A 20,318-nucleotide genomic window follows, 5' to 3' on the forward strand; every position below is an offset into this window, starting at 1 on the left:
CCGACCGACCGCTCACTGACCCGTAACTCCCGCGCGATGTCCCGGGTGGACTCCCCGTCCTCGAACCGCTCGGCTGTCTGCAGCCGTAACCGCTCACGTCGCTCCTGCTCGGCGGGGGTGTACCCGCCCCTCTGCCCGTACCTCATATCCCCGGCATACACCAGAGACAGCAGGCAGTCACGACTCTACGACTCTACGAATTCATTCTGTGTACTCCCCCGGCGAGGACGGGAGCGGCTTCATGGCAACCGACTATGTGACGTTGAACACATCAATTATGACGAGCCCTTTTTCCTTTGGCGCTTTTCCGGCAAGTGCTTTTTGGAGATCTGGCACATCGTGGAGATTTATAGGGTCGTAAGGTGTGATGGATAGCTGCGCTCCCGCCCATCTGTTTGACTTCATTAGCACCCTTACTGGCTTATTTTCAGCCTCAATGACCCATTCTTGTGCTTGCAATTTCTTAACGGCCTTCTCAACCGCGTCTCGTGAGTCCGCCACCCCAATGTCGATCACCAAGAAATTTGTGATCTCGGCCCGCCCATTGACGTCGCTTTGCATTTCGCTTTCACCACTCACTGTGCCGATTGCGCGGACTTCAACGAGGATGGCGGGATCGACCCGAACGGTTCCTTGCAGCCACCCGCAACCAACAACGAGTGCAGCCAAACAGAGGAAGGTTGTTGTCATTCTGAGCGAGCGCCCTCGCTGGGTTCCGCAAGGCCTTAGGCGGCGGATCGTCCATTCTTGTAGAAGTCTTTTCATGGACACGCACCCTTTTGCAATCTCACTTCGATACAGTTCCAATACTCCTGGGCAACGCCGGAGTTTATGTAAAATTTCATTTTATTCAAGCGTTCATATGCGACAGACCTGTCGTCTCGTGGCAGCGCTCCAGTCTGCATCCATATCTGGAATTTGCCATACTGCAAATCCTCTATAGATGCCGTAACAGGGTTCGACACTGTAACTCCCGAGCAGCCACAGTAGGCCAATGCTGCCTGGAAATCATCGAGGCGCCTATCGTAACCCCCTGGCGTCTTGTACGTTATTGTCTTCTTTAAGTATGCCAGATAGGCTGCGGCCAGGTGTATAGCTCGCGACGGATTCAATAGCTGTCCAACTACCTCCGCCAGCGAAGCATCTTTCCATTTCTTGCCGTAATACTTCACTAGCATCCATCGGGCCTTGTATGCCTCCATCTGGGTGACACCATAAGAGCCAGCCCATCCCCCCTTGAGGTTCATTCTCATAATTTGCTCCTTAATATTGGCGCCAGCGGCTCCCCATACACCGAGCTGAACCTCAAAGTCATCACTTTCGAACAATATAAGCGCCGTAAGGACATTTCTGTCGACCCCGTGTTTCGCGGCAGCTTGATTGATGGCTTTGTAGTGCTTAATAATTCTTTCGTACTCGCTAAAGTACCTGAAGCGAGAGGCGGCGCTAGCGTTCGGAGCTTTACCGAATGCCGCATAGCTGTACTTTCCCTGCCTGATCTGCGCGGCGACTTGCTGCATCTTCCGCCATTCGCCAAGCCTGGAATCGTTCGGATTCTCCTTAGCCGTCCTTTCCATGGTTGCGAAACTTTGCAGCCCACCGACCGACGCCCAACTGAATGCGAGCTCCTTATCGGTCATGGTCGGCGACCAGATGGCCATATAGTCGTTTTGCACCTTCTCGCTGGCGAACCAGAAGTTGGGCTGGTCGACGGGTCGGCCGTTGGGCATGACTTCCCAGCCCAGCCTCTCCAGTTCGTCCTGGCCGAGCCAGAATTTCTTTTCGTTCTCCAGTTCGATCTGCTGGGCCCAGCTCGGGTCGACGGTGGCGCTGCCGCAGGACCAGATGTCGCAGGCGATGGCACCGCCTGAGTAGTTGCCGATGGAGCCGCAGCTGCCGATGCACTGTCCGCCTCCCGACGATCCGGAGCTGTTGTAGCCGGATCCGGCAAGCGAATCGCCGTTGATGACGGTGGCGTGGCCCGTGGGATCGGTGCCGGTCAGGGGTGAGGCGTTGGCGTAGGTGTAGCGGTTGGCCTGCACCGACGGGCTCGGCCCTAGGGTGGCGGTATCGCGGCTGGTGAAGGTGCCGGTGCCAGGCTGGTACCAGCGAGCATGCATATTCACCTTGCCGGTGTCCGGGTCGGTGTATTCGCCCTGGTAGCCGAGGGTGGTCTTTGTGCCGGTTTGGGCGGTGATGGTGCCGAAGGAGTCGTAGGCGGTGGTGGTGGCCAGCGCGGTGGTGCTGTAAGTGGCGACCAGGTCGCCGTGCAGGTCGGTCAGCGTGGCCAAGGCCGGGTTGGTGCCTTCTTGCTGGCCGAGCAGCGTGCCGGAGGCACTGCGGCCGTACTTGGCCTGGACGGCGCCGCCGCTGTCGGTGATGGCGGCCAGGCCGTTGCCGAGCCCTGCGTAGGCGAAGGTTTGCTTGGCGGTGCCGCGGATGCGGGAGGCGACACGGTCCAAAGCGTCGTAGCTGTACAGCGAGTCGCCGTCGGCGATGAGCCGGTCGAAGGCGTCGAAGGTGTAGCTGGTGGTGGTGCCGGCCTTGGTCTGGGTGGCGAGGGTGCCGCGTGGGGTGTAGGTGTAGTCGGTGCCGTCGCCGGAGGTCAGACGGTTGCGTTCGTCGTAGGTGTAGCTCTTGGTGCCGGCCTTGGTGCGGTTGCCGGACTTGTCCCACTCGTAGGCGGTGGTGGTGCCGCCGGGGGCGGTCCAGGAGGTGAGGCGGCCGGCGTGGTCGTAGCCGTAGGTGTTGGTACCCGCTCCGGCCAGGCCTGCGGTGGTCTTGGTGGTGAGGTTGTCGTCCTTGTCCCAGCCGTAGGTGATCTTGGCGAGTTGGGTGCCGGTGCTGGTGCCCTTGCGTAAGGTCTGGGATTCGGGGCGGTTCAGGTAGTCGTAGGTGAAGATCTGGGTGTCGACGGTGGTGGTGCCGGTGGTCGCGGTCAGGGAGGCAAGGTTGTTGGCCTGGTCGTAGCCGTAGGTGAGTTTGCGGCCGGTGACCGGGTCGGTGGCGGTTTCGGGGCGGTTGTTGGCGTCCCAGGTGAAAGTGGCGGTGCCGGCGGCGTCCACGCGCTGGCGGGGGTTGCCGAGGCCGTCGTAGGTGTAGCCGGTCAGCTGGGTGGCGCCGCGCTTGACGGACAGCGGCAGAGTGCGGTCGTTGTAGTCGACGGTCAGATCGCCGATGGCAGTCGGGCGGTCGGCCAGGTCGTAGCCGAAGGTGCGTTCAGCGCTGGCCGCGCCGCCGCCGGCGCCGGTTTCCTTGGTGAGGCGGCCGAGGTGGTCGAAGGTGCGGTCGATGCGGACCCCGCCGGGCTGGATGACCACATTGGGGTTGCCGGCCGCGTCGTAGCCAGCGGTCGAGGTACGGTCAGCCACGGCCGGGTGCGCCGTGGTGGCCGGTTCGGTCACCGTTTCGGTCAGGCCGAGACTGTTGTAGCTGGTCCAGGTGGCGTTGCCGCGGCCGTCGGTGAGGCGAGTGCGGGCGCCGGTGGCGTCGTAGCCGAAGCTGGTGGTGATCGAGTCGATGGCGGAGATCGGCTCGATCAATGAGGTGACGCGGTTGAGCGCGTCGAAAGTCTGCTTGGAGATGTGGCCCTCGCCGGAGGTGAGGCTGGTCTGGTTGCCGACCGGGTCGTAGCCAGCGCTGGTGGTGCGCCGGATGGTCGTGTCTTCCAGGTCTTTGGTGGCGATCTTGCGGCCGGCCAGATCGTACTCGGCGGTGGTGGAGTTGCCTCGCTGGTCGGCGGTCTTGATCAGGCGGCCGACCAGGTCGTATTCCATGCTGGTGGTGGTCGCCGTGCCGGTGCCCGATGCGACGGTCTGCGACTCGACCTCGCCGGCGGCGTTCGGCGTGTAGTCCGTGGTGACGGTTTTGGTGCCGGGCGCCTCCGTCTTGGTGAGGAAGCCGGCCTCGTTGTAGGTCAGCTTGGTGGTGTAGACGGCCGCGGTGGGCTTGCGCTCGATTTGGGTTTGGGTGACCTGACGGCCCAGACCGTCGTACGTAGACCCGGCCCGGGCGCCAGTCGGATCGACGGTGGCCAGCTTCTCGCCGGCCATGTCGTACTCAATGATGGACTGACCAGGAGTCTGGCCGTCCGGGGCGGGGTCGGTGATGCGGACCTGGCGGCCCAGCTTGTCGTAGTCGAAGGTGGTGACGTAGCCGCGCGGGTCCGTGGTGGTGATCAGCTGACCGGCCGCATCGTAGGTGTGCCGGGTGGTGGGGGTGACGGCGGTGCCGCCGGGCGGCGTGTAGCTGGGGGCGCTCTGGCTGGTCAGCCGACCGGCCTTGTCGAAGACCGAGGTGACCGTCCGCCCTTCAGCGTCGGTCTCGTGAGTCTTGGCGCCCAGCATGTCGTAGCCGTAGTGGGCGGTGGGATGGGCGTCACTGGATGTGCCTGCCTTGTCCACCTTGACCTGCGGGCCGCTCGCCTCGATCAGCTGGCCGAGCTTGTCGTAGCGCATGGTGGTGGTGAAGTCGGCCGCGTTGGCACCACTCACGTTGCCGCGCGGGTCGGTGGCGGCGGTGGCCAGACCGCGGTCGTCATAAGTGGTGGTGGAGATCAGGTCCTGGTCGCCGTTCTCCGTTGTGGTCTTGATCACCTGGTTGACCTTGTTGTAGGCGAACTCGCTGACCTCGGCCCGGCTGCTTCCGGCGCCGGTGCGGGTGCTCTTCAGCATGTTGTCGTTAGCGTCGTAGACGAAGGCCGTCTTGCGGGCCAAGTCGGCGGGATCGAACGTCTGCGAGGTCACACGGTTGGCGGCGTCGTAGACAAACTCGGTGGTCGATTTGCCGCCGCCGGTCACGAGTTTGGTCTGGTTGCCCGCCTTGTCATAGGTGTGATCCTCCAACACCACGTCCGTAGTGCTCGTGGCGTTGTTCAGCTTGACCTCATTGGCGGTCTTCTTCCACAGCCGACCGTCGGCGAAATAGGTGAACGAGGTTTTGCGGAGCATCACGTCCAGCTGCGCGGCTAGCCGGCCCCCAGGGTCATAGCTGAACGACTCCAGCGGCACATCCGTGGCCGGCTTCGGATTGACCGGGCTGTCCGTCCACCCCTTCAACGTGCGCGAGGCCAGCTGACCGCGCTCGGTGTAGGCGTAATCCACCACCGCGCCCCGCGCATCGATCACCATGGCCAGCAGGCCGAGGCTGTTCCAGCCCTGGCGGAGGACACCACCCTCGGGATCGGTGGTGGTTTCGAGCTGGCCGTGACTGTCATAGGTGTAGACGGTGGCGCGCTGAGCGTCACCGCCGGTCAGGTCGGCGATGGTGTCGCTGAGCTTGTTGCCGTCCGGGTCGTAGGCGAACGTCGTCCGCTTGGTGTGCGTGACCTGAGAGACCTCGTTCTTCACCCCCGGTTCGGTCTGCGTCGCGGGGCGGCCCAGCGTGTCATAGGTGAAGGTGGTCTTCACCCCATCCGGATAAGCCTGTGACACCTGCGACTTCTCGCCTACCCGACCAAGAGCGTCGTAGCTGAGCTTGATCAGCAGGCCCGCCGGATCGGTCTGCTCGGCCAGATCTCCGGCAGCGGTGTAGCGGTAGGTCCAGGTGTTGCCCCGGGCGTCGGTCTGCGACGCGGCCAGGCCTGCCGGGGTGGTGCCGCCGCCGATGGCGGGCTCGCTGCCGTCGGTGTAGGTGGCTGTGACAGATCGGCCGTTGGGGAAATCCAGGGTTCCGGGGGTGGTCTGCTTGGTTAGCTCGCCGTACTGGTTGTACTCCAAGGTCGTGGCGTAGCTGTTGTCGGCGTCGGAGGAGGTGCGGCCGTCGCGGACCTTGGTCAACCGGTCATTACGCGGGTCGAATTCGTTGTCCTTGTTGACGTAGTAGCTGGACCACATTTCATTCACCACTGGCGGATCTCCCGGTGACGGGAATCCGTAGCACGCCAGTGGCAGGTTCGGGTCTTGGGGCTGGCATTGGAGGGAGGAGAGCAAGTTGCCGCGGTCGTCGTAGGCGAGCCTGGTGAAGACGCCGTTCGGGTCCTTGATCAGGAAGGGGTAGCCGCCGCTGTCGTATTCGTAGGTGGTCTTCTGGAGCTTTTGGTCGGTATAGGTTTTGGTGCGGTAACCGCGCCAGGCGTCATGCTCGTAGCTGACCTTCTGGTTGGCGGGGTCGGTCACAGTAACAGTCGTGGAGCCGGTCTCGGTGTTGATCGAGGTGGGTTCGGCGAGCGTCCAGGTGCCGCCGTGCTCATCGGTGTTGGTCAGCAGCCGGTCATTGGCGGCGTTGTAGGTGTTGTTCGCCCAGACGCGGCCGGACGGCAAGGTGACCTTCGACAGCAGATGCGGGGCGGCCAAGCGGGCCCCATAGTGCTCGGTTACATCGCCCCCACTTAGGGCGCGGTCGTAGAGGGCCATCTCGTCGACCTGGCCGACATACCCCCACTTGGTGAGGTGCTCGGTCGACTCTGACGGTTTGCTGGCCGGCCAACCGGTGGTCGGACCCGTACCGATGGCCGTGTATGCCATCCAGTTGTGGTCGATCTTGCCGGTCAGAGAGCCGGCGGCGACCCCGTCCAGATACAGCGTCTGGCTGGTGTCGGCGCCGCTCAGCACCGCGTGATGCCATTGACCGTTGTTGACCGCAGTGGGCGAGGTGATGGGCGAGATGACTTCCGCGCCGCCGGTGCCGAGGGTGCGGAACTGGCCGCGCAACTTGCCGTCGGTGCCGACATACAGCACCGGTGTCCCGCCCTTGTACAGCAAGGGACTCGTAACGTAGGACGGCTCCTCCGGCGCGGTAAAGGCCAAAATGCCCGAGGAGGTGGTCTTGAACCACAGCTCCAGCGACAACGCGCCGGACAACCGTGCCAGTGCATTGGCCGGAAGCTCAATCTCCGACTCGCCGTCGAGTGTGGCCGAAGTGTCGGTCGAGCCGCCCAGCGCACCTGGCTGATCCAGCGTGATCCGCGTGTAGGGAGCCGGCCCCAGACCCCAGCCCAGGCTGGGGACCTCGTTTGTTCCCTGGGGCCCGCATAGCGGGGGAAGGGGGCAGGGTGCCGTCGGCGTCGGAGTGGGCTGGGGGGTGGGTGCGCCCAGCCGCCAGTAGCCCACCGGTTCGTCGTCTTCGACCACGCCCCGATACAGGGAGCCGGTGTTGTAGGCATAGGTCGTGCAATTGGGTGCCAGGCCCGGATTGCAGGTAGTGGTGAGCTTGTCCCCTTCGTAGGAGTAGCTCCACGTGAGCGGCGCGCCGTTGATGGGATCGGTGGACACAGTGGCGACGTGTGCCCCGTTCCAGGTGAAGTTCAGCGATCGGCCGCCCACGGAGGTGGCCTTGGACAGTTTGCCGTCACTACCGTAGGTGAGCTCTTGAGCCAGGCCGCGCGCGTCCACGATACGCGTCAGCCGCCCCTGACCGTTGAAGTGGTAGACGGTGGAGGACTTGTCCATCAGCTTCCAGCCGCCGCCCGACACCGCGGCCAGCGTGGCATGCATGCCGGGCGGCGGCAGGAACGAGCCGTCTCCCTTTGGCGAGAACCGCAGCCGCCGCCCATCGGGATAGGTCACCAGCAAAGTCGCGCTCGGTTCCGCCTCAGCGCGCATGTCGAAACGGGTCGACCAACCAGCGCCGAACAGACCGTCCCGGCGAGCGTCCAAGCTGTTGTACGAGCGCACCACCGACAAAGCCGAGCCCACCGTAGCCACCGAGGCATCGACCACCGTGGTGGTGTAGTTGCCCGACACCGCCTGGAACTCTTGCCCGCTCTTGTCACGGGCGGCCAGTTGCGAACCGACCGAAGGCTGCCGTGTGCCGGTCACGAACGTCCGATACGCCGAGGCGACCGTCTCCCCTGTCGCGTCGGTGGCCTCCACCCTCCACGCGTAGGTCCTGGCCCACTTGAGGCTGCCCGCCGGGACCTTCCAGGTGTTCACCCCTGCAGCGAGTTGCCCGGACATCACCGGCACATACAGCGTGCCGTCGGGGTTTTGCCGGAAGCACCACAGATCATAATTCGAACTCGACTGATCGTCCTCGCTCGGCGACTCGCAGACGGTGAACTCATACCGATACGGCGACTCGCCGGCATCGGCATGCGCCACCAGCGTCGGCGTCGCCGACCCCGACAGAGCCCCGTTCAGTGGCCACATGTCATCGATCTCGGGCCCCTCAGCCGACGCGTCCCTTGCCTCGGCGCGCGCCACACCCGACGGCAATTTGGCACGGCTCACAGACTTTGTACTCTGCGTTCGCGCCGCGATGTCGGGTCCTACCGCGCCCTTCGGAGGCTTGATCTTGCTTTTGGTCGCCTTCATCGTCACGGGAGCCGTGGTCACGCTCGCGGGCACCAAGGACGGCAGATCCTTGGTCACGCCCATCTGCTGTCGCGGCGTATCAGACGTGCCCTGCACCGTTGTGGCAGCGTCCCGAGAGTCCGCGATGGCAGGTAACACGGCAACCTGCGCCAGCCCCGGCATCAGCGTCAGAAAGACCGCAAGACGCGCGGCCACCAGACGACGCCGTGAACGACCCCATGCCAAATACCGGCGCATACGCCGTCACACTCCGAACCACGCGGGGCGCCAGCGGCGCCGGACGAAGCCCCAGTTCACCCGGCATGAACCCGAAGATCCGTCCGTGTGGCTCAGAGCAAGATTGCCAAACGGACCGAGCCTAAGCTGCGCATAAAACGGACACAAGATCGATTTTCGTGATCAAGAGTCACGGAATGCGACTTACCACACGATCAGTCCTACATAGCGACATGTATGCGCATGCCGGGCCAAGGAGTGATAGATCGTGCAGCTTCGCTGAACAGGAGGGGTGCAGGACAGGCCGATGAGCCGCCTATCCAGGACCCGCGTTCGGGCAACGGCCGAGGGCTGCTCCGATGCGATGGGTTACGCACACAGGAGTATGAGGATCTTCATGCTGCGCATACTCTCCAGCGGACGCTCGTTCGTTCTGACTCTGTTCGTGGCGCCACGGATCTCAACCTTGTCTGCGGGCAGGACCTCCACGTCGCCTCTCGCCAGACCATGGTTACCCAGCCGTCGTCGGCCAGGTCGAGTTCCCCACGCTCTGATTCGCTGGCCCTGCGGTTGATGATGCACGTCTTGGAGTCGACGACGATGTGCGTAATGAAGTCCGCTCCGACCCGTGCGAACTCCTGCAGTTCTTCACCATGTAGACGAGACCGCCCGTCGATCGCTCGCCCGAGTACGCCAGAGCGTCGGTCCCTTGGAAGCTCTCTCTGGCCTCTTGAAGGCCCGTTCTGGGGCGCCGCGTCGCTGCAAAATCGCGGCGCCCCTTGACTGGATCATGAAGAGCAGTCGTAGAGCCCGTCCTGGCCGGTTACGGCCTTGCAGTTCGCCTGGACCCAGGTGGTGACCTCGCTGTTGCCCCTTCCGGGGCCGCCGCGGTCGTCGCCGCCGGCCATCACGTAGCGGAGCTTGCCGGACGAGACGAGCTCCTTGAGCTTGGTGACGGTCATGGCGGGGTCGCTGCCGGTGAAGCCGCCCATGGCGAGGACCGGCTTGCCGGTGGACAGGATGGTCGATGACGCCTGCATGGCGCTGCTCACGGCGACGAGCCACTCGGCCTTGCCCTGGTTGGCCACCAGGTAGGAGACCATGGAGCTGCTGACCCCACCGCCGGGACCGCCGCCGCCCATTCGCCCGAACCGCCGCTCCGTCCCCTGGTCGTCACCGGCCTGCCCATCCTGGCCCTGCGGGACCTGGCCCTGCGGGACCTGGCCTTGCCCGTCCTGACCCTGCGGCATCTGACCCTGCGGCATCTCACCGGACGGCATTTGGCCGCGGAAGCCGCCGCCACCGCCAGGGCCGAAGCCCATTCCGCCGCTGGACGGTCCCGCGGTCGGGTTGCTGCCGTTGACCTGCGACCCGAGGGGCGACACCGCGAACGCGGCCGGTCCGGCGAGCCCGGCGATCGCCGTCGCCACCAGCGCGACCGCGGCCGCCTTCACCGCGATCTCCTTGCGGAATTTGGCGAGCACCAGTCCCGCCACCGCGACCACGGTCGCGGCGAGCACCGCCCAGGCCAGCCACGGCACGAAGTCGGGAGTACGGCGGAGCACCACGAACGACCACACGCCCGTGACGGCCACCCCCAGCGGTAGCGCCCAAGCCCACACCTGGGAGGAGCGCCGGTAGGCGTCCCACATGGCCAGCCCGCCGAAAGCAGTGACGGCGGCGACGGCCGGCGCCATGGCGGTCGTGTAATAAGGGTGGAAGGTGCCGCTGGCGAAGCTGAACACCATGAAGTGCACCACGAGCCAGCCGCCCCAGACCAGCCACGCAGCGAGGCCCGCTCTGGGCTGAGCGGCGGCCCCCGAAGCGCCGGCGACTATGGGCGAGGCAGTGACCTCGGACGCGGCACCACCCTTGGGCGCGGCACCAACCTCGGACGCGGTGCCGGCTTCGGGCGTGACCAGGCCGACCCAAGGTGTGGTCGTCTCAGGCTTGGCGACGCCGCTCGCGTCCGCGGCGCCCCCAAGCCTGACGGCGGCGCTGGTGCCCGTGTCGGCCCCAGGCGGGGCAGTTAGCTTGGCGCGCCGCCACCGGGTAGTCAGCGCGAAGACCAAGGCCAGCCCGCAGAACGGCAGCAGCCAGGAGATCTGGCCCGCCATCGTCTCGTTGAACAGCCGGTCGGCCCCGGCGGCACCGCCGAACGAGGCCCCACCTCCGCCTCCGCCGCCACCCGGGCCGCCGCCGCCCTGGCCGAAGATGCGCCCGAGGCCGTTGTAGCCGATGACCAGGTCCCAGACCGAGTTGTCGGTCGAGCCGCCGATGTAGGGGCGCGAGTCGGCGGGCAGGAGGTCCACGATCACCATCCACCAGGCGCTCGACACCGCCATCACGGCTCCGGCGGCCAGCAGGTGGCCCACGCGCTTGCCCCAGGAGGTTCGGGCGCACAGCAGGTACGCCAGGACGAAGGCGGGCACGACCACGTACGCCTGGAGCATCTTGACGTTGAACGCCAGCCCGACGAACAGCGCGCACACCAGCAGCGAGCGCAGCCGCCCCGTCCTCAGCGACTCCAGGCAGAACCAGGCGGCCAGCACGAGCAGGAACACCAGGATGGTGTCAGGGTTGTTGTCGCGGTTGATCGCCACGGTGATCGGCGTGAGCGTCATGACGACGGCCGCGATCAGGGCGGCCACGTGCGCCTGCCGTACCTCCGAGTGGGCAGACGCGGGCCGGAGAACGGGGAAGGCACGCCGTACCGACGAGTAGACCAGCCCGACGGAGGCCACACCGGCCAGCGCCTGCGGGATCAGCATGCTCCAGGTGTTGAACCCGAAGATCCGCGCCGACAGCCCCATCACCCACAGGGCCAACGGCGGCTTGTCGACCGTGATGAACGAGCCGGAGTCGAGCGCGCCGAAGAAGAACGCCTTCCAGCTCTTGGTGCCCGACAGGATGGCCGCGGAGTAGTACTCGTTGGCGTTGCCGCTCAGCGCCCACGTATAGAGGACGAAGGCGACGGCCAGGACGATCCAGAGCGCGGGCCGGGACCAGCGAGGATCTTCCGGGGCGCCGCGCCAAACAGCGCCGCGCCAAACAGCGCCGCGCCAAACAGAGCGGCGGTGGCTCGGCTGGTCGAGGGTCATGGTCACGACGTCCTCCGGCTCGGGTTGAAGACCCAGACACGCAGCAGGAGAAAGCGGACCAGCGTGGCAAGCGCGTTGGCCAGGACGACCGCGACCAGTTCCACGCCGTGGGAGACGGTGTCGGGCAGCAAAGCCAGGCTGCCGGTGGTCAGCACCAGCCCGACCAGGAACGCCATCAGGCCCTCGAACTGCTGCCGCATGGCCCCGGCCGACCCGGTCACGCCGAAGGTGAAGCGGCGGTTGGCGGCGGTGTTGGCCACGGCGGTCACCAGCAGCGCGATCGCGTTGGCCACGAGCACCGGGATCATCTGCCGCAGCCCCGAGAACAGCAGCAGGTACGCCAGCGTGCTCACCACGCCCACGACGGCGAACTTGGGCAGCTGCGCGGCCATGCCGCGCGGCAGCTGGGCCTGCGACACACGGGCGGGCACCGGGATGCGGGCCGCGCCGGACAGCGTCTTGCGGGCCACCCTGGCCAGGCCGCGCAGGTCGTCCTTGGCGGTCTGGAAGACGTCCACCCGGCTGTCGGGGTCGTCCACCCAGTCGACGGGCACCTCGTGGATGCGCAGCCCGTGCCGCTCGGCGAGCAGCAGCAGCTCGGTGTCGAAGAACCACTGCTCGTCCTCGACGGCGGGCAGCAGCGCCTGCGCGATCTCGGTGCGCACGGCCTTGAACCCGCACTGGGCGTCGGAGAACCTGGCGCCCATGAGGTGGAGCAGCAGGTTGTAGGCGCGGGAGATGAACTCGCGCTTCGGCCCGCGCACCACCCGCGACGTCCTGGCCAGCCTGGTGCCGATGGCCAGGTCGCTGTGGCCCGACAGCAGCGGGGCCACCAGCGGCAGGAACGCGTCGAGGTCGGTGGACAGATCGACGTCCATGTAGCTGACGACGTCCGCGTCGCTCTCCGACCACACCTGGCGCAGCGCCCGCCCGCGTCCCTTGCCGTCCAGGTGTACGGCCCGCACGTGGGGCAGTTCGGCGGCCAGTTCGATGGCCAGCTGCCAGGTGTTGTCCGTGCTGGCGTTGTCCGCGATCGTGATGCGGTAGTCGTAGGGGAAGGTGCCCGACAGGTAGGCGTGCAGCCGGCCGATGCTGTCACGCAGGGCCCGCTGCTCGTTGTAGACCGGGACGACCACCTCGACCAGGCGGGTCTTGACTGTTGTGTGCATGACTCGAATCTCACCGTTCGGGTCTTTAACAGGACTTAGCCGATTATGAGTGCGGGGTGAGATTCCCGGGAAGTTCGACGATCGCGATCGCGCCGCCGCCGGGGGCGTTCTCCAGGCGCACCTTTCCCCCTGTCTCGGCCACGGCCTGCGCGACGATCGCCAGCCCGAGCCCGGAGCCGGGCAGGCCACGCGCCGCCGGCGAACGCCAGAAGCGCTCGAAGACATGCGGCAGGTCCTCCTCGGGGATGCCGGGTCCGTGATCGCGTACGGTCAGCTCGCCTTGGCGCAAGGTCACCTGGACCTCGCCGTCCGGGCTGAACTTGGCGGCGTTGTCGATGAGGTTGAGCACGGCACGTTCCAACGAGGCGGGACTGCCGACGACGTACCAGGGGGCCAGATCCGTGGCGACCGCGGCCCCGCGCAGCCGGGCCCGCTCGGCGGCGGCCCGGACCACGTTGCTGAACTCGAGCTCGATGTGCGGCTCGTGGTCGGTGTCGCCGCGGGCGAGCTGGAGCAGGTCGCCGACCAGCGCGGACAGCTCGGCGAACTGGGCCTTGACGTTGACGAGCAGCCGTTGCTTGGCGCCGGGGTCGAGGCTGCGGCCGGTCTGCTCGCTGCGCAGCAGCAGGTCGATGTTGGTACGCAGGGTGGTCAGCGGGGTACGCAACTCGTGTCCGGCGTCGGCGACGAGCTGCTGCTGACGTTCACGCGATCCGGTCAGAGCCGTGGTCATGGCGTTGAAGGAGGCACTCAGGCGGGCGATCTCGTCATTGCCCCGCACCGGGATGCGGGTATTGAGATCCTCCGTTCTGGCGATGTGCTCGACAGCCTTGGTGAGACGGCCGACGGGACGCAGTGCCGTACGGGAGACCAGCAGACCGGCCGCGGCGGCGAGGAGCACGCCGAACGCCGCCACGCCGGCGAGCATGAGCACCAGGTTGCGCAGCGTGCCGTTCAGCTCCGCCAGGGGCCTGGCCACCACGAGCGCCGCGCCCTTGTCGACGTTGGTGGTGACCACGCGCACCAGGGTGCCGTCGTCGAGGTGGCCGTCGTAGGAGTCCGTGGCGCTGGGGTACGAGGCGGCGATGGCCTTGTCGTGCGGCGTGACCTTGATCGCGGTGTTGCCCATGACACAGCGGGTGCCGTCGGGGAAGACGATCTGCATCGGCTCGCGAAAAGCCGGGCGTCCGTTGTCGGGCCCGTCGTCGACGGGTTGGTCCGAGCACTGCCGCACCGCTCTCTGCATGGCGTCCGGCGGCACATGGATCTCTTTCAGTGCCTCGTTCAGCTGCCAGGACAGCTCCCTGCGGACGATGTACCAGCAGCCCACAGCCGAGATCGCCACCGCGATCGCCACCGCCGCCGCGACCAGGATGGTCATCCGGGAGCGCAGACTACCTTTCCTCACAGCGCTGCTCGCAGCGTGTATCCCACTCCGCGGACGGTGTGGATCACCCGCGCCTCGCCACCGGCCTCGGTCTTGCGCCGCAGGTACATCACGTACACGTCGAGCGAGTTGGACGTCGGCTCGAAGTCGAACCCCCACACCTCGCCCAGGATCTGCTCGCGGGTCAGCACCTGGCGCGGATGCGACAGGAACAGCTCCATCAGCAGGTATTCGGTTCTGGTGAGGTCCAGCCGCCGCTCGCCCCTGGTCACCTCGCGGGTGTCGGGGTCCATGCGCAGGTCGCCGTAGCTCAGCGTGACCTCGGGGGCCCCGGCGTGCATCGCGCCCCGCCGCAGCAGGGCGCGGACCCTGGCCAGCAGCTCGTCGAGCTCGAACGGCTTGACCAGGTAGTCGTCGGCGCCCGCGTCGAGCCCGGAGACCCGGTCGCCGACCGCGTCGCGGGCGGTCAGCATGAGTACGGGGATGTGGTTGCCCGTGGCCCTGAGCCTGCGGCAGGCGGTCAGCCCGTCGAGGCGCGGCATCATGACGTCGAGCAGCACCGCGTCATACGTCTCGCGCGCCACCTCGTCGAGCGCGGCCTGTCCGTCGTTCGCTGTGACGACTTTGTAGCCCTCGAATTCGAGGCTCGACTGCAGCGCCTCGCGCAACGCGGGCTCGTCGTCCACCACCAGCAATCGTGCAGGCTCACTCATGCTCTTAAGCTAAGGCCCCATCATGAAAACGCTATGAACGGTTTCGGGGGTGTTTCATGAGTCCCGCCACGTGACGGGCATGGCATTCGCCCCGAAGATGACCTGACTGTACTTGAACGAAACCTCCTCCTCGCGCACCGCGAGACGCAGCGACGGGATGCGCTCGAACAACGTCCGGTAGGCGATCTCCAGTTCGGCTCTGGCCAGGTTCTGGCCGAGGCATTGGTGCACGCCGTAACCGAAGGCGACGTGGTGTCGGGCGCCGCGGTCGATGTCGAACTCGTCCGGCCGCTCGAAGGCCCGCTCGTCCCTGTTCGCCGAGGCGCCGAGCACGAAGATGCCCTCACCCTTCCTGACGAGCCGGCCGCCGATCTCCTGGTCCTCCACGGCCACCCGGTCGAAGGCCACCCAGTCGACGATCGAGAGGTAACGCAGCAGTTCCTCGACCGCCATCGGCCACAGTCCCGGGTCCTCCCGCAGCCTGGCCAGCTGGCCGGGGTTGCGCAGCAGGGTGAGAACACCGAGCGGGACCATGTTGGCGGTGGTCTCGTGGCCCGCGATGAGCAGCAGCGAGATCATGCCGACGATCTCGTCGTGGTTCACCTCCCCCGCCGTGATCAGCCGCCCGAGCAGGTCGTCCTTCGGCTGCTTCGCCGCCTCCGTGACGAGATCGTCGAGGTAGCCCTTGATCTCCATGATCGCGGCGAAGCCCGCCTGCGGGTCGTCGCTGGCCACCATGATGCGGGTACGCGACTGGAAGAACTCATGGTCGGCGTACGGCACGCCGAGCAACTGGCAGATGACCAGCGACGGCAGCGCCAGGCCGAAGTCGGCGACCAGCTCGGCCTCCGGGCCCTTGGCGAGCATGTCGTCGATGAGGAGGTCGGCGGTCCGCTGGATGCCGGGCCGCATCTCCTTGACGCGCCTGACGGTGAACTCGGGGATGAGCAGGCGCCGGTAGCGGCCATGTTCGGGCGGGTCCATGTCGATGAACTGGCCGACCCTGAACCGTTCCATGACCTCGCGCTGCTCCTGGGTGGGCTCCTCGGCGGTGAAAGCGTTGTTCGGGTGGCCAGGGGTGGCGGGGCTGGTGCTGATGCCTTGGCCGTTGAGTACCTGCCTGGCTTCGGCGTACCTGGTGACCAGCCAGACGTCGCCGTTGGGCAGGGATGCCCGCACGAGCGGCGCCTCCTCGCGCATCCGCTCGTACTCGGGCGGCGGCGCGTAGGGGCAGGTGCGCGGGACGGGGAAGGATGGGGTCATAGTCTTGCTCCCTACAAAGCCGGATTCGCATTGCTTACTTACACGAAAGTAAGCAATGGAGAGCCCGGCCGTCAAGTGGACGGGAGCGGAATGGCAGGGCGGCGGACCGACACACGTGAGCGGATCCAGCGGGTCGCGATGGAGCTGTTCGCCGAGCGGGGCTACGACAAGACCACGTTGCAGGAGGTGGCGGAGCGGCTGGAGATCACCAGGCCGGCGCTCTACTACCACTTCCGCACGAAAGAGGAGATCCTCGCCAGCATCGCCGAGGGGTTCATCTCCTCGCTCGACGAGCTCGGGGAGTGGGCGCGGGCGCAACCGGACACGTTCGAGGCCCGGCAGGAGATCCTGCGGCGGATCGCCGGGCTGCTGGACGACCAGTGGCGGCCGCTGATGCGGTTCGCGCAGATGAACCAGGGGGCGTTCGCCGAGACGTCTGTGGGCGACCAGATGCAGAAACGCATCATCACGTTGCTGTCGGCGCTGAGTCGGCCGGGGGGCGACGTGATCGTGCAGTTCGAGGCGCGGCTGGCGGTGTTCGCGCTGATCCTGGCCACGGTGCCGGAGATATTCGGCATGGACCTGCCGCCGGCCGAGCTGGCCTCCGCGGCCATGACCGTGGCCGTCCGGCTGGTCTCGGACCACGAACCGTCGAGCGAATCCGCGAGCCCGCCCTCAGGCCCGTCCGCGAGCCCGTCCTCGGGGCCGTCCGCGGGGCCGTCCGCGAGCCCGCCTTCAGGCCAGTAGGGCCATCGCCGCGTTGTGGCCGGGGATGCCGCTGACGCCGCCACCTCTCCGGGCGCCGGCGCCGCACAGCAGGATCCGCTCGTGCGCCGTCTCCACCCCCCAGCCGCCTTCCTCCGCGTACGGCCAGCTCAGATCCCGGTGGAAGATGTGGCCGCCGGGCAGGCCCGCCTCGTTCTCCAGGTCCACCGGCGTCTTGGCCTCGATACAGGGCGTGCCGTCAGGGGCGCGCAGGAGGCAGCCCTCGATGGGCTCGGCCAGGACGCTGTCGATGGACGCCAGGGTGGCCTTGAGCGCCTCATCCCTCGCCTTATCCGGATTTTCCCGGAATAGGCGGGCAGGCATGTGCAGCCCGAACAGCGTCAGCGTCTCCGCCCGCCCCCGCAGATCGGGGCCGAGGATCGACGGGTCGGTCAGCGAGTGGCAGTAGACCTCGGCGGGCGGCAGATCCGGGATCCGGCCCCGGACCGCCTGCGCGTGGGCCCTGGCCAGTTGGTCGCGGCTCTCGTTGATGTGGAACGTACCGCTGAAGGCCGCTCGCGGGTCCACCGAGGCGTCCTTGAGCCGCGGCAGCCTGCTCAGCACCATGTTGACCTTCAACTGGGCACCCTCGGGCACCTCCGGCGTCGCGCCGAGCAGCCGGTCGAGCACGGCCGGCGGCAGGTTGACCAGCACGTGCCGCCCCGTGACCGTGTGCTCGCCGTCGTCGGTGCGGAACGCCACCTCACCCGACGGCGAGATCCCGATGATCTCCGCACCGGTCCTGATCTCGGCCCCCGCCTGCCTGGCGGCCGCTTCGAGCGCCCCGGACACCGCGCCCATCCCGCCGACCGGCACGTTCCAGTCGCCGGTCCCGTCGCCGATCACGTGGTAGAGGAAGCACCGGTTGGCCAGCAGGTCCGTGGCGGGGTCGGCGAACGTGCCGATCAACGCGTCGGTCAGCACCACGCCACGCACGGTGTCGTCGCGGAACCGCTCGTCCACGACCTGCCCGATCGGCCGCTGGAACATGTCCCGCCACGCCTCGGCGCCCACCAGGCGTTCGATCTCGGCGGGGGTACGCAGGGGTTCGAGCAAGGTGGGCGCCAGGACCCGGGCCACCCCGGCGGTCAGTCCGTAGAACTCCCCCCACGCCCGATGGTCGGCGTCGCCTCCGGTGACGGCCCTGAACGAGGCGGCGGTGGCGCCTTCGTCGCCGTCGTCCACGAGCAGGCCGGTGTCGCCGTGGGGCGTGTAGGAGGAGTAGCGGCGACGGCGCAGGTCGAGGCGGAGCCCCAGGTCGCGGATGATCTCGGTGGGCAGGAGGCTGACCAGGTAGGAGTAGCGCGACAGCCGTACGTCCACGCCCGGAAACGGCCGCGCGGAGATCGCCAGGCCGCCTACGTACCCGAGCCGCTCCAGCACCAGCACCCGCCGCCCGGCCCGCGCCAGGTAGGCGGCCGCCACCAGCCCGTTGTGCCCGCCACCCGCGACAACGACGTCATAGGACCCCATATCCGCACCATACCGATTGATCGCCGCCGTAAGGTGCCAAGGCATGACGACACGATCACCGGCCTGGGGCAACCCCGCCGTCGGGCCAGCCGGACCATGCGCGAACCTCGGACGGTGAGCAGCCCATCTGACTCCTAAACGACATCGGACAGCTGAGTGGCCGGGTTGCCGGTCAGCCGAGGGATGGCGTCGCTGACTCCGTCGAGTTCGCCGCCGGCGATGGCGGTATAGGTGGAGACCCAGGCATCGACCTGCCAGTCAGGGGCGCCGTAGGAGGCGCGGGATCGGTAGGCCTCCTCCACCGTCTCGGGGTGGTAGGTGATGGCGCGGCCGGTCGCCTGCGACAGGATCGCGGCGATTTCGGCGAGGGTGAGGGATTGCGGGCCGGTCAGGTCGTAGGTGGCTCCGGCGTGCTCGGGAGCATGGAGCAGTACGGCGGTGGCGGCGTCGGCGATGTCGTCCTGGGCGACGACCGCGGCCCGGCCCTGCCCGCCGGGGCCGCGGATGACGTTGTCGTCACCGACCAGGGCCGGCGTGAAGTCGGCGTAGAGGTTGTCGCGCAGGAAGGTGAAGGCCAGGCCGCTGGCGCGGATGTGCTGTTCGGTGGCCCAGTGGTCACGGGCGAGGGTGAACGTCGCATCGGGGGCGGCCCCGTAGAAGGAGATGTACACCAGGTGGGCGACGCCGGCCTCGGCGGCGGCGTCGACGAAGGTGCGGTGCTGCTGGAGGCGGTCGGGCGTTTCCGAGGCCGACACCATCAGGACCCGGTCGACGCCGTCCAGGGCCCGCACGAGGGCGTCACGCTCGCCGAAACCGCCGCGGACCGCGGTGGCCCCGGGCAGCCGCGGGGCGCGGTCCAGGTCGCGGACCACCATGGTCTGCGGGGTGCCGGCGGCGGCGAGCCGCCGGGCGACGCGCCCGCCGAGGTTGCCGGTGACGCCGGTCACCGCGAGCTTCGCGTCGGTGGCGTGGCTGGACGGGCTCGTCATGGGCGGACCTTTTCTGTCGGGTGCTCTGGGCGAGTCGGGTGCTCTCGGCGAGTCGGGTGCTCTCGGCGACAAGTGTGCTCATGGGCGGCTGGCGATCGCCAGGAGGGTGGCCGCCGGGGCGGCGAGTGTGCGGCCGCGGCGCCACACCGCGCGCAGGTTCCTGACCAGGTTCAGGCCCGCGAGCGGCACCTCGACCAGGCGCCCCGTGGCCACCTCCGCCTCCACGGCGTACCCGCTGAGCACCGCGGGCGCCGAGCCGGCCTGGGCGGCGCCCTTGACGGCCGAGTTCGAGCCCAGCTCCAGCCGCGGGCTGGCGCGGTGCAGGCTCCTGAACGCCACGTCCAGCGTCTCCCTCGTGCCCGACCCGGGCTCACGCACGACGAGCGGCGTGGCGGCCAGCTCCGCCCCTTTGAGCGCGGTACGGCGTCGCGCCCAGGCATGCCCCGGCGCCACCACGACCACCAGCCGGTCGGTGCCCACCACGCGGCTGGCCAGCCCCTCGGGCACGCTCGGCCCCTCGACGAAGCCCAGCTCCACCTCCCCTGCCAGCACCCGGGCGGCGACGTCGGCGGAGTTCACCACGTCGAGGCCGACCTGGACGCCCGGCTCCCGGTTCTGCAGCTCGCCCAGCCAGCGCGGCACCAGGTATTCGGCCACCGTCATGCTCGCCGCCACCCGCAGATGGGCCGCCCCGCTGTGCCGTACCGCCTGGGCGGCGCGCATCAGCTCCTGGGCGGCGGCGAGCACCTGCGCGGCCCAGCCCGCCACCATCTTGCCCTCGGCGGTCAGCGTGGACCCGCGCGGCGTACGCTCCAGCAGCGGCAGGCCCAGGCGGCGCTCCAGGTGCGCGATCCGCTTGCTGGCCGACGGCTGGGCGATGCCCGCGACCTTGGCCGCCTGCCCCAGGCTGCCCAGCTCGCCCACGTCGACCAGGAGCTTCAGCGAGTCGAGATCCGGCAGCGTACTCATAGCCACAGGCTATGACCTACC

Annotated in this window: 12 protein-coding genes; 1 reads left to right on the forward strand and 11 read right to left on the reverse strand. The window is 67.5% G+C overall.

What is annotated here, in order from left to right; genetic code table 11:
- The 8 genes from AB0F17_RS29535 to AB0F17_RS29570 all read right to left on the reverse strand — a co-directional run.
- Positions 1-146, reverse strand: a 146-nt coding sequence (locus tag AB0F17_RS29535) for a helix-turn-helix domain-containing protein (protein WP_358029852.1), incomplete at its 3' end; no start/stop codon positions are given.
- A 106-nt stretch (positions 147-252) separates the two neighbouring features.
- Positions 253-690 carry a hypothetical protein gene (locus AB0F17_RS29540; protein WP_358029263.1) on the reverse strand — a complete coding sequence of 146 codons (438 nt, stop codon included), beginning with the start codon at positions 688-690 and terminating at the stop codon, positions 253-255.
- Between the two features lie 71 nt (positions 691-761).
- Positions 762-8,447, reverse strand: coding sequence for an RHS repeat-associated core domain-containing protein (locus tag AB0F17_RS29545; RefSeq protein ID WP_358029265.1), 7,686 nt, complete (start codon positions 8,445-8,447; stop codon positions 762-764).
- A gap of 809 nt (positions 8,448-9,256) precedes the next feature.
- On the reverse strand, positions 9,257-11,569 hold the full coding sequence (locus AB0F17_RS29550) for a glycosyltransferase family 39 protein (protein WP_358029855.1): 2,313 nt from the start codon (positions 11,567-11,569) through the stop codon (positions 9,257-9,259).
- Positions 11,570-11,571: 2 nt separating this feature from the next.
- On the reverse strand, positions 11,572-12,738 hold the full coding sequence (locus AB0F17_RS29555) for a bifunctional glycosyltransferase family 2/GtrA family protein (RefSeq protein ID WP_358029268.1): 1,167 nt from the start codon (positions 12,736-12,738) through the stop codon (positions 11,572-11,574).
- A gap of 43 nt (positions 12,739-12,781) precedes the next feature.
- The gene (locus AB0F17_RS29560) at positions 12,782-14,119 is read right to left on the reverse strand and encodes a HAMP domain-containing sensor histidine kinase (protein ID WP_358029271.1); all 1,338 of its coding nucleotides are present in this window, start codon (positions 14,117-14,119) and stop codon (positions 12,782-12,784) included.
- Between the two features lie 23 nt (positions 14,120-14,142).
- Complete coding sequence (locus AB0F17_RS29565; protein WP_358029273.1) at positions 14,143-14,838, reverse strand: response regulator transcription factor; 696 nt, start codon at positions 14,836-14,838, stop codon at positions 14,143-14,145.
- Positions 14,839-14,892: 54 nt separating this feature from the next.
- Positions 14,893-16,101, reverse strand: a complete 1,209-nt coding sequence (locus tag AB0F17_RS29570) for a cytochrome P450 (protein ID WP_358029275.1) — start codon at positions 16,099-16,101, stop codon at positions 14,893-14,895.
- Between the two features lie 90 nt (positions 16,102-16,191).
- On the opposite strand from AB0F17_RS29570, the gene AB0F17_RS29575 reads away from it, so the two are divergent.
- Entirely contained in the window at positions 16,192-16,848 is a 657-nt protein-coding gene (locus AB0F17_RS29575) for a helix-turn-helix domain-containing protein (protein ID WP_358029278.1), read from the forward strand.
- On the opposite strand, the gene AB0F17_RS29580 is transcribed toward AB0F17_RS29575, so the two are convergent.
- From AB0F17_RS29580 to AB0F17_RS29590, 3 genes are all read right to left on the reverse strand, one after another.
- Entirely contained in the window at positions 16,837-18,339 is a 1,503-nt protein-coding gene (locus AB0F17_RS29580) for an NAD(P)/FAD-dependent oxidoreductase (protein WP_358029281.1), read from the reverse strand. The genes AB0F17_RS29575 and AB0F17_RS29580 overlap by 12 nt on opposite strands.
- A 134-nt stretch (positions 18,340-18,473) precedes the next feature.
- Positions 18,474-19,328, reverse strand: coding sequence for an SDR family oxidoreductase (locus tag AB0F17_RS29585; RefSeq protein WP_358029283.1), 855 nt, complete (start codon positions 19,326-19,328; stop codon positions 18,474-18,476).
- Between the two features lie 78 nt (positions 19,329-19,406).
- The gene (locus AB0F17_RS29590) at positions 19,407-20,297 is read right to left on the reverse strand and encodes a LysR family transcriptional regulator (protein WP_358029285.1); all 891 of its coding nucleotides are present in this window, start codon (positions 20,295-20,297) and stop codon (positions 19,407-19,409) included.
- Between the last annotated feature and the right edge of the window lie 21 nt (positions 20,298-20,318).

The sequence above is a fragment of the Nonomuraea sp. NPDC026600 genome (genome assembly GCF_040638335.1).
Lineage (GTDB): Bacteria > Actinomycetota > Actinomycetes > Streptosporangiales > Streptosporangiaceae > Nonomuraea.